This is a genomic window from Nostoc sp. XA010 (assembly GCF_020829625.1).
GTDB lineage: Bacteria > Cyanobacteriota > Cyanobacteriia > Cyanobacteriales > Nostocaceae > Nostoc.
Window position 1 is genome coordinate 1 of sequence record NZ_JAIVFX010000082.1, and the last position, 9,687, is coordinate 9,687.

17 protein-coding genes are annotated in these 9,687 nt (G+C 40.1%); 5 read left to right on the plus strand and 12 right to left on the minus strand.

The window, feature by feature from the left end; genetic code table 11:
- Positions 1-53 precede the first annotated feature (53 nt).
- Together rpaB and LC608_RS35215 are read left to right on the plus strand one after the other, a co-directional pair.
- The gene (gene rpaB / locus LC608_RS35210; RefSeq protein WP_229557951.1) at positions 54-785 is read left to right on the plus strand and encodes a response regulator transcription factor RpaB; all 732 of its coding nucleotides are present in this window, start codon (positions 54-56) and stop codon (positions 783-785) included.
- Positions 786-794: 9 nt separating this feature from the next.
- Positions 795-1,475: an SDR family oxidoreductase gene (locus LC608_RS35215; protein WP_229557939.1), complete on the plus strand. Its 681-nt coding sequence runs from the start codon at positions 795-797 to the stop codon at positions 1,473-1,475.
- Positions 1,476-1,485: 10 nt separating this feature from the next.
- Here LC608_RS35215 and LC608_RS35220 read toward each other — a convergent pair whose 3' ends face one another.
- Positions 1,486-1,896: a hypothetical protein gene (locus LC608_RS35220; protein ID WP_229557940.1), complete on the minus strand. Its 411-nt coding sequence runs from the start codon at positions 1,894-1,896 to the stop codon at positions 1,486-1,488.
- 106 nt (positions 1,897-2,002) lie between these two features.
- On the opposite strand from LC608_RS35220, the gene LC608_RS37945 reads away from it, so the two are divergent.
- Positions 2,003-2,365, plus strand: coding sequence for a zinc ribbon domain-containing protein (locus LC608_RS37945; protein WP_374108492.1), 363 nt, complete (start codon positions 2,003-2,005; stop codon positions 2,363-2,365).
- A 373-nt stretch (positions 2,366-2,738) separates the two neighbouring features.
- Positions 2,739-2,921 (plus strand): hypothetical protein, encoded by a 183-nt coding sequence (locus LC608_RS35225; RefSeq protein WP_229557941.1) that lies wholly within the window; start codon positions 2,739-2,741, stop codon positions 2,919-2,921.
- 65 nt (positions 2,922-2,986) lie between these two features.
- Here LC608_RS35225 and LC608_RS35230 read toward each other — a convergent pair whose 3' ends face one another.
- The 10 genes from LC608_RS35230 to LC608_RS35270 all read right to left on the minus strand — a co-directional run bounded on the left by LC608_RS35230 (position 2,987) and on the right by LC608_RS35270 (position 8,690).
- Positions 2,987-3,172, minus strand: coding sequence for a hypothetical protein (locus LC608_RS35230; RefSeq protein ID WP_229557942.1), 186 nt, complete (start codon positions 3,170-3,172; stop codon positions 2,987-2,989).
- Positions 3,173-3,409: 237 nt separating this feature from the next.
- Positions 3,410-4,036 (minus strand): ATP-binding protein, encoded by a 627-nt coding sequence (locus LC608_RS37410; protein WP_308189980.1) that lies wholly within the window; start codon positions 4,034-4,036, stop codon positions 3,410-3,412.
- A 68-nt stretch (positions 4,037-4,104) separates the two neighbouring features.
- Positions 4,105-4,854: a PAS domain S-box protein gene (locus tag LC608_RS37415; protein ID WP_308189981.1), complete on the minus strand. Its 750-nt coding sequence runs from the start codon at positions 4,852-4,854 to the stop codon at positions 4,105-4,107.
- 263 nt (positions 4,855-5,117) lie between these two features.
- Positions 5,118-5,429, minus strand: coding sequence for a hypothetical protein (locus LC608_RS35240; RefSeq protein WP_229557943.1), 312 nt, complete (start codon positions 5,427-5,429; stop codon positions 5,118-5,120).
- 14 nt (positions 5,430-5,443) lie between these two features.
- Positions 5,444-5,836, minus strand: a complete 393-nt coding sequence (locus tag LC608_RS35245) for an ASCH domain-containing protein (protein WP_229557944.1) — start codon at positions 5,834-5,836, stop codon at positions 5,444-5,446.
- Between the two features lie 48 nt (positions 5,837-5,884).
- Positions 5,885-6,577: a helicase C-terminal domain-containing protein gene (locus LC608_RS35250; RefSeq protein ID WP_229557945.1), complete on the minus strand. Its 693-nt coding sequence runs from the start codon at positions 6,575-6,577 to the stop codon at positions 5,885-5,887.
- A gap of 27 nt (positions 6,578-6,604) precedes the next feature.
- On the minus strand, positions 6,605-7,291 hold the full coding sequence (locus tag LC608_RS35255) for an AAA family ATPase (RefSeq protein ID WP_229557946.1): 687 nt from the start codon (positions 7,289-7,291) through the stop codon (positions 6,605-6,607).
- Between the two features lie 277 nt (positions 7,292-7,568).
- Positions 7,569-7,940 (minus strand): DnaB-like helicase C-terminal domain-containing protein, encoded by a 372-nt coding sequence (locus tag LC608_RS35260; protein ID WP_229557947.1) that lies wholly within the window; start codon positions 7,938-7,940, stop codon positions 7,569-7,571.
- A gap of 251 nt (positions 7,941-8,191) precedes the next feature.
- A complete protein-coding gene (locus tag LC608_RS35265) occupies positions 8,192-8,425 on the minus strand; it encodes an EF-hand domain-containing protein (RefSeq protein WP_229557948.1) in 234 nt (77 codons plus the stop codon).
- 127 nt (positions 8,426-8,552) lie between these two features.
- A complete protein-coding gene (locus LC608_RS35270; protein WP_229557949.1) occupies positions 8,553-8,690 on the minus strand; it encodes a hypothetical protein in 138 nt (45 codons plus the stop codon).
- Positions 8,691-8,779: 89 nt separating this feature from the next.
- Here LC608_RS35270 and LC608_RS35275 point away from each other — a divergent pair, with 89 nt between their 5' ends.
- The gene (locus tag LC608_RS35275; RefSeq protein ID WP_229557950.1) at positions 8,780-9,367 is read left to right on the plus strand and encodes a PEP-CTERM sorting domain-containing protein; all 588 of its coding nucleotides are present in this window, start codon (positions 8,780-8,782) and stop codon (positions 9,365-9,367) included.
- Between the two features lie 13 nt (positions 9,368-9,380).
- Here the strand turns inward: LC608_RS35275 and LC608_RS37130 are convergent, their stop codons facing one another.
- The gene (locus LC608_RS37130) at positions 9,381-9,503 is read right to left on the minus strand and encodes a hypothetical protein (RefSeq protein ID WP_267871326.1); all 123 of its coding nucleotides are present in this window, start codon (positions 9,501-9,503) and stop codon (positions 9,381-9,383) included.
- Between the last annotated feature and the right edge of the window lie 184 nt (positions 9,504-9,687).

Here is a 9,687-nt window from a genome sequence, read left to right on the forward strand (position 1 = left end):
AAGCTGAGAACATCGGAAGCTGGGTGCGGTGAAAGTCGCACGCCCAGATTTAACTGAGAGGTGCGGGAGATAATACCCCCCATCGACTCAACCAAGCCAGTATCCGCCGAATTTTACAGACGCGTCTAGAAATGATTGGCTACAGCGTAGTGACAGCTAGTGATGGTGAAGAAGCTTTGTCAGCTTTTCGCCTGTTAACCCCTGATTTGATAGTTCTAGATGTAATGATGCCAAAGCTCGATGGTTATGGTGTCTGTCAAGAATTACGGAAAGAATCAGACGTACCAATTATCATGCTAACAGCCTTGGCAGATGTAGCAGACCGAATCACTGGGCTGGAACTCGGTGCTGATGACTACATGACAAAACCTTTCTCACCCAAGGAATTAGAAGCTCGGATTGCCTGCGTACTAAAACGGCGCTCCCACAAAACCAGTATCAATACTATTCCTAACTCTCTTATAATCCATGTGGGCAATCTCAAAATCGATACAAGTAAGCGGCAAGTTCATAAAAATGAGCAACGCATTCGGTTGACAGGTGTGGAGTTTAGCTTATTAGAGTTGTTAGTTAATCATTCGGGAAAGATTTTTTCAAGAGTTGAAATATTACAGCAATTGTGGGGCTTTGTACCAGAGATGAGTACAGACACTCGTGTGGTAGATGTGCATATTTCACGATTGCGGACAAAGGTAGAATCCGATCCCAATAACCCAGAGTTTATTATCACAGCAAGAGGTAGTGGTTATTTTTTTCCACGAATTATTGATTCAGAACAGCCATAGCAGGAAAATATGAGTAAGCTCATCTTAATTACGGGCATAAGTAAAGGTCTAGGTTATGCGATGACCGAGGGTTTTATTCAACAGGGACATACTGTTATTGGTTGCGCCCGTTCATCAGACGCTATTGATAAAATACGCCAAAAGTTTAGTGCGCCCAATGATTTCACATCTGTAGATGTGGCAAATGAACAGCTTGTAAAAAAATGGGCCCAAGACGTACTTCAAAAATATTCACCGCCAGATATAGTGATTAATAATGCGGCAATTACCAATTATCCAGCGCCTTTGTGGGAAATACCATCTGAAGAATTTTCGGATCTAATAGATATCAATATTAAAGGAGTAGCGAATATAATTCGCCATTTCGTACCAGCAATGGTGAAAAACAAACGGGGCATTATTGTCAACTTTAGTTCTGGCTGGGGACGTTCGACTTCACCCCAAGTTGCACCATACTGCGCTTCTAAGTGGGCAATAGAAGGATTAACTCGTTTTTTGGCACAAGAATTGCCAACTGGTATGGCAGCCATATCCCTCAATCCAGGTATTATTCATACAGATATGCTCTCTATTAGCTTTGGAGAAGAAGCTGCTAATTATACACCCGTGTCCGATTGGGTATTGAAAGCTGTTCCATTTATTCTCAATTTAAAACCCAAAGATAACGGAATTCCCTTAACTATACATTAAAGAGTGAATCTCAATTGTAATCGTTGCCATTAGGAGCAGACAGTTGAATCATCTCAGTAAAACGTGAATATTTAACCGCATCGGTAGGGGGATAATCTGCCGACACTGCAATTAACCCAATTTTTATATCCTCGAAATAAATCACGCCCCCAATACGCCCTTCAAGAAAGAAAGCTCCATGAAATAAATGATATGGAGCGATGTAGATCAGCAAACAGTCACTAATCTTTATTGCCCTGTCAAACATCTGCTGACAAGTTTTTTGGAGGACAGCATCTAGATATTCATGATCAGCAGGATCACCCAGGTCAGTAAATTCTGGGTGATCCGCAAAATGATCCATATAAAATAGCCAGATATCAGACAAGTCTGCGTCATTTGTGAGTTTTCGCTTAAGTTCTTGCAATCGGTCGATATTCATGTTGTGAATATTGAGTAGATGGGATAAACAGACAGTACTGTTAAAAGTTATCAATTATTTTTGCATTAATGGGGGATAAAGAATCGCCACCAAAGGTTTTTAGCAAATGGTGAGGGACTTAGATCGCGGGATAAATAAACCACTGATAACTTGTTCACTACTTAACCAGAAAAGCCAGCGTGGATTAGCGGTCGCATTGCAGATTCCACCTGAGTACCTCAATGCTGTTGCCCGTGGTGTACCGATAGTTGCATCAGATGTTCTGAAATTTTGCCCCCACTGTTGGCAACCTGGCACCGCTGTTGAAGAGATATGGTTGTTGCCCAGGTCTAAGTTTTGTTTCTTGTGCGGAATTGGCTTACGTAATAGTTGCGCTAACTGTAACGAACCAATTACGTCTTTGAAATTCCGGTTCTGTCCGTACTGTGGTTTTCCTTATAAGGAATCGAAAAATTCTGTTGTGGCTTGAACAAGATGAGGCTCTGGTAAGCCTTTTTAGTAGGCATGACCATTGTGCCTCTTCCCCCTCTGCCCACACACGAAAATCATTCCTATTAATGAAAATTTGGGTATTTTAACTGATTGATAAAGTTTATTTTTGTTGTCTAGTAAGCGTTTCATAGCTTTTTTGAAGGTAATTTCGCATAAAAGAACGGATATTCCAGAATACAGTAATTTATTAGGGAATCCGAGACATTTTGCCGTCAAGTTTGTCTATGACGGAATTGCTTTTGGGTGACTTGAGCCAGCTTCTTGATTTGGTGTTGATACAACTCGATCGCTGTAGCCAAGATTTGCACTACTTATACAGAGGTATAAATAGTTATCAAGTTACAAATTGAATGCTGATAAAAGATGAGCGTAGTAAATTTATATACTCTCTTGAGGTGAATAACTCGGTAGAGTATTTTTGTGAAAGTGCGCCTAACGTAAGCGATCGCTTCTCCTGTGCCCTTGTTACAACTGCCCCTCCACAGCCTGCGATTGTTCTGTTCCCTTGGGGCGATGGGGCAGCGCTTGATTAGCGAATGACAACCAATGGTTGTCAAAATCTTACTGATGGTGTTTAGTTAGGCTGAAGAGGATTGGTTCAACTGTTGTAAGCAAAGGATAGCTTTCTCTCTTCGATTAGGGCTTCCGCTACTCTCGGAGTGTATTTGTAATATTTCAAGCTGTGTGCTGCTCCCTTGAGCCGAGCGATCGCTTCTTCAACCGGATTCACCAAACAGGCTATCGGTGCATGGATAGCGATCGCACTGCAATCAAGAGCGATCATTTCTGTGTGGAGTTATTCGGGGTATTGATGGGATGCCTTGAGGGGGCGAAATTGCATATAAAATATCCCATTCTCTGAATCCTAAACTTTGATATGCTCCTAAAATCCAAGTAAGGATTTTTTTCAGCTAATTTACGCAGCTTCAGCGACGAAAGAGCTAGGGCGAATTGTAGTTGACCAATCTCCAAAATCCTTGCTATGTTCCAGATACCTGCAATCATACATTTTGAATCAAAATTACTGTTTGGGTTGTGCAACTGGAATTGTAATAACAAGTTCTGCTCCCCCTTCAAGAGAAGAAACACACTCTAACGAACCACCATGCCGCTCGGTAATAATCTGATAGCTAATCGATAAACCTAAACCAGTACCTTTCCCCACATCTTTGGTAGTAAAAAAAGGATCAAATAACTTTTGTCTAACTTGTTCGGGAACACCAAGGCCATTATCGATGATCCGAATAACTATTTGTTGAGCATTCAGTTGTTGAGTAGAAATGCGAATTTGTGGCTGTTTATGTGAGAGTTTCCCTTGAATTAATGGCTCTTCTAAAGCATCGATTGCATTGGACAAAATATTCATAAATACTTGATTTAGCTGGCCAGCATAGCACTCAACTAAAGGTAAATTATCATAATCTTTAAGAACCTGAATTTGGACATGATTGGCTCTGGTTTTCAAACGATGCTCCAAAATACTCAGTGTACTGTCAATACCCTGATAAATATCCACTGCTTTTAACTCGGCTTCATCTAGCCGCGAAAAGGTACGAAGAGAAACCACAATTTCCTGTATGCGTTCAGCACCGACTTCCATTGAAGAGAGTAATTTTATCAAATCGTCGACTAAAAAATCGAATTCCATCTCTTGAATTGTCGTTTGAATTTCAAGAGTAGGATTGGGATAGTTTATGCGGTAAAGATGAAGTAGATTCAGTAGTTGTTGGATATATTGTTAGCGTAAGTTAAATTGCCGGAGATAAAATTTACTGGATTATTGATTTCATGGGCAACTCCAGCTACTAATTGACCTAGAGAAGACATTTTCTCACTTTGGATAAGTTGAGCTTGAGTACTTTGTAATTTATTGAGAGTTTGCTTTAGTTCTATTGCTTGCTGTTTGAGTTTAGCTTCTGCTTGTTTATGTTCTGTAATATCGTCTCGAACCACTAGTAAATATTTAGGCTCACCTTGAAAATCAAGAATCGGAGCTTTTTTAATCTGTAAAATGCGTGTTTCGCCGCTTTTTGTCCGAATTATTTCTTCAGGAATCTCTAATAATGTTTTGCTATTAAGTGCTTCGTGATCTCGCTTGGTAAAAAAATCGGCCTCTTTTTTGGGAAATAGGTCGTAGTCGTTCTTCCCTAAAATTTCATCGGCACTGACACCAGCTAACTTTTCTGCGGCTTGATTACATAAGAGAATTCGCAGATCAACTGCATCTTTGACAAAAACTGCTACAGGCATGGCTTGAATCACAGAATACAGAAACTGTTGAGCAGTTTGTAGTTGTTCTTCTATCCGTTGGCGCTCATGCAGTGCAGCTTGCTGTTCGCTCTTGTGTTGCTTTAATTGAGTAGTATATTCTAGAACTGCCTGGCGTAGTTCAGCATTATCTATTTTTAGTTGCTGAAGGCATTGACGTAATCTGGTTAACTCTTGATTTAACTCTTCAATAGACATAATAATGATTCACTATTTTTTAGTTTTAGACATTGAGAAAGCTATCCATATCTCAATACAGTGAATTGATTTGTCCATTACCAGAGTAAAGTAGCTTGAAAATGCGATAGCCATGCAGAGATTTTGTTTTGGTACAGTTACTCATATCTATGAATTTGCTGGTGAAGAAGTTGTCATTAGAGGATTTGGCCAAATCTACTGTCATGGAAAGAGCCTGAGATCATTTTGCCCAAATCAATATCAAATATTAACTCTAGTTACATTTAAATCCCCTGCTTTCTCCTAACAGCACAGCGTAAGGTATCGCCCTGCTCAAGTCTGGTTTGGTGGGGTCGAACTCCACCGCAATGACTGGACGGAATCCCGGCTTGCACCATCCCCGCCTCAATCCCACCGCCACCAGCGAAAAGTACTACAGCTTGAGGCGCATCATCTGGAAGTGTTGGTTTTTTATATGTCTTATCAAAATTTTTGCAGACATTTAATTTTGGTGACGTCTTTTTGGTTTTCACTTTTTTGATAAAGGCGGTAATATCTTCTCGTGTTGCCAAGAGTTCTTGCATTGTCCGAATCATGGGGACTGTTTTAGTTATGCAGCCACCTCCATGACCAATTCATCAGGTACTTCAAAAATTCCCAACCGCCCAATGTAAGGAATCGGCGTAATCTCGCGTGGATTCTCCAGCTTCCAGTGGTATTGCTCAGGCATTCCCCAGCCAGACGGAACTTGTGAAAACTTGCAATCAACTATTGTGACAATGCCAATAACTTGACCGCGACGTAAAGAGATTAGTTCTGGGATTACTACCCCCATGCAATGGCCAAATTCTCTCGCTAGCTGGTACTCTTTCTTGGTACAAGTCTTGGCTGCGTGAATCAGAATGTCGCCGCGATAATGAATAGGCCAGCCACGGTTTTCAATATCCTTGAGAGCATAAATGATTGCCCATGCCCAAGGTTGTCTGACTGAAAGTGCTTTCATATTCTTAGAGTTTTCTGAAAATGGAACTGGTTTAAACAGGTTCAATTTTCACCATTTACTACAGCAATAAAGCTGTTGCGAGGCACGGCTATAAGCAACGTAGAGTAATTTATTCCGCATTACAATATCTCGACATCCAAAAATATTAGATGCATCAACGAAACAATTAGGAAATGTACCACCCTGAGATTGATGCACAGTAATTGCATAACCGTACTGCAATCGATGCATTAAACTGCCCTTTACGACTAAATTGTAAGTTTCTAAAAATTCGTAGTATTCGCGCCATGCATAGCTCCTCTGATTCGTAGGGAGTTTAAAAATTTCTTTTTTTGCTTCGGTTACTGCATATTTAATTAAGTCCCAAGAATCTGGATGAATTATAGACAAGGATGCTTTTCTACCCAGATCATTCTTAACTTTTATCCTATAAGTTTTAAAGGAGCTATGCACTAAATGATGCCTACTCCCAGAGTATTCTTGAAAATCTTTAACTTCACATTCAGCACAGGAATGCATAAAAATTTCTTTTTGCTCCCCAGAGTCTGTATTTAAAAAAACAGGTTCTTTAGCAAACAAAATTTCTCCAGTTTCGATTGGTTCAGCATGAGGATAAAGTTCAGCCCGAATTTGTTGATTCAGAGTGTTAACTTTATTATTAGTCCATGCCAAAATTTTTGCTCCAGAACGGGAAAATTTATAAGCATCGATAGCTGCTGGTAACCAAGTATCAAATGCCATCTTCTCGATATTGCCTTGGCTCTGTAATCACGGTGGAAATTGAGAATTTAAATTTTGACGGAGTGCAGTAACATATTCAGCAATTGCCCCTTCATATCTCATCACTTGCGTTAGTTCCATTCCTAAAGGCAAGTTAAAAATAGGCGAAGAATCCACATTGTCTTCAATTGGTGGTAATTGGGCTGGATCTCCCATAAAAATAGTAGGAATCCGCTCAGGTATTAAAGCAAAAAGTTCTTGCCCTAACATAGAAGCTTCATCAACGATTACTAAATTAAATTCTAGATAATGAGGCTCTCTAGAATAGGTATTTTGCTTGAGCCGTTGTTTTCCATTTTCATCATATTCTCCTCCAGGCATAACATGAAGCAAGCTATGCAAAGTTGAGATATGTACTGTTAAACCTGCCTGTTGAGCCATTGCATCTAATACATGTCTTGCTTTATGTGTAGGAGCGCATAAAGCTACTCTCAAAGCCACGTTTTTATTTTTATCTGAGTCTTGTGTTTTGAAGCAATTCTGAAATGATTGAATTACTCGTTGTACTAAAAACGTTTTTCCTGTACCTGCATAACCGCGCAATACAAATGGCATATCAGGGTTAGAGCTATACCAGTCATGGATTAAATCAAACGCTTGCATCTGGTCTAAAGATAATCCTTCCCGATGCAAGCTTATGCTCCAGCCAAAGTTAATAATTGTTACTGGTTTCAATCTATTTATCTCCAAAAATGAATTATTGCGTGTAATAGATTTTACTCAAAAAAAGCGATAATTTGTTGAATTTTGGAGTTAATTATTTCAAGATTCTTTATTGTTCAGCTATATGTTCAATACTGAAATTTAGCTAAATTCTTAAATTGTCCAAATCTTTCGTCAAACAATCTTATTAACAGTCGTCTCATACCAAATTATTGTGAAGCTGCATGAAACTACAGAAAGCTGGAATGACTGCCAAGCATAATTTCTAGCCTTTTAATTCTATGCAACTTCATACAAAATTGGTATCACTACTAAACCGACTTTTCAAAACTGAAACTTCAAAAATGCCCTTTTGGGTGGTCTGTTTATCGTAGTAATCTTCCCGGTATAAACCCAACATGACAGCAGTTCCTTGTTCAAAACCTCCCGATTCTCGAAAATCAGCTTTGGTCGGGCGCTTTTGGGAACGTGAATCAACTTCTCTTTTTAACTGCGCGAAACCCAAGACAGCGCAATTGAATTGTTTAGCGATCGCCCTGAGTTGTTTCAAGATGGAGTCGATTTCTTGTACGCGGTTTTCACCACCCCGCTTTTCTCTTGGTTCAATCAACTGCACATAGTCCACAATCATCAAGTCGAAACCGAAGCAATTTCTCCTCACCTACACCCCCACCAACCAATCGCACACCACAGACCTACAACCGCTATTCATTGTTAACCCAAACTTGCCACTGCCCCAGATAGCCATTCCAGTAAGGCTCCCCATCAGCAACACCAATAGCCTCGCCTTCCTTGGAGACTTTTGTTTTGGGTTAGCAAGTCACCAATGACCATGAAAATTGCAAATCCCTCAAAGCGCACACGCTTTGAGGGATTTTGGGTATTGATATTTGGTATTAGGTTTTTTGACTGCTAGGTTAAATTATTTGCTTTTTCAACTGCTGACTTTAACTCTTCAAAGGTAATACTACCGTCAGAGTCTGAATCATAATTTACTAGCAATTCCTGGGGAGTACTGATATTTGTTTCTGATGAGATGATTGTACTTAAGCCAGGACTTAAAAAAAGATCATTAATGGAGATTTTGCCGTCTTGATCGGTATCTAATTTATTAAAAAGAGATTGAAGCTCTTGCTCGGTTGCCATAAGTTTCTATCTGAAGAACCGTTTTTCAACTTAATATCTCATTAATCTCTCAAAATTAAATAAACTTGTGTCAAAAGACGTAGAAACTGCGATCCCTGGGGCTTAGATTGGGTGTATCTGCCACCAATTAAGCAAATTTGTCAGGGCTTGCGTCTTCAAACTCCAGCATCACACCGCAACGCTCATTAATCGTTAGGGTACTGAGTAATTCTTTAATATATTGCCCATTTCTTGGCTTGAGCGATTCTTCGAGAACACCGCACATCGCAGAAATTTTTGGTGTATCGAATGTATCTTAAGTTGCTCCCGATGTGATAGCATACCTTCAACAATTTTAGATAGCATACCTAATCCATGAATCAAGTTCGACTCGCCAAACTTAGCATCGCCGTGATTGGTTTGGTAGTTGCAAGCGTATTTCATGCTACTCCCGTACTGGGAGCGATTCTAACTAGACAAGAATTTTCAGGTGATTTTACCTTAGTCGATGCTACTAGCCCATTCCTTACGAACTCTTTGCCAAAAGAGAGCGAATATTCTGGATTCGTGGTTTACTCAGAGTCCGGGACTTTGAGCGATTGGGAGCTATCCGTCAACAATCTAGACCTGAATTTGAAGAGAGGATCTACTAATGGCGGTAACTTAACCCCAGATGTCGATTTTGAGCTTGATTCTGGGTCGAATTGGAATTTAGTAGTTGATTTTGGCATTGCTTTTGATGCTCCAAGATATACCTTAGAAAAAACTTCAAGCTCTGAAATTACCTTGACGGGTGAAGTGGGACGGGGTGGAACATACATCTATCAAGATTCTGCTGCCAATATTACCCTGAGTTCTTCATCTACATCAATACCTGAACCCACTTCCCTACTAGGTCTATTGTTTGGAGTTGGTGCAATTGCTGTCTCTAAAAAAGCTGGGAAGACGAAATATGAAGCATGAATTACTCAACTCTTTACCAAAGCTTTATCTCACTACACCACCGCCACCAACCAATCACAGACCACAGACGTACACCCCCAAGCAAAGTTAACCCAAAGTAGCCATTGCTCCAAATACCCATTTCAGTAAGGCTCATTATCAGCCACTCTAACAGCCTCGCCAACTTGGGAGGCTAACTCGCTGTAGAACTGAGGTAACTGTTCACAGGATCTGAAACGCTACAATCAAAAATGGGTTACTGAGATGGTAGATTAAAATGCATGGATGAAAACTGCCTCGCCTACGGAATTGAAATTTCGGATTCAGATTGGGAAAAAACT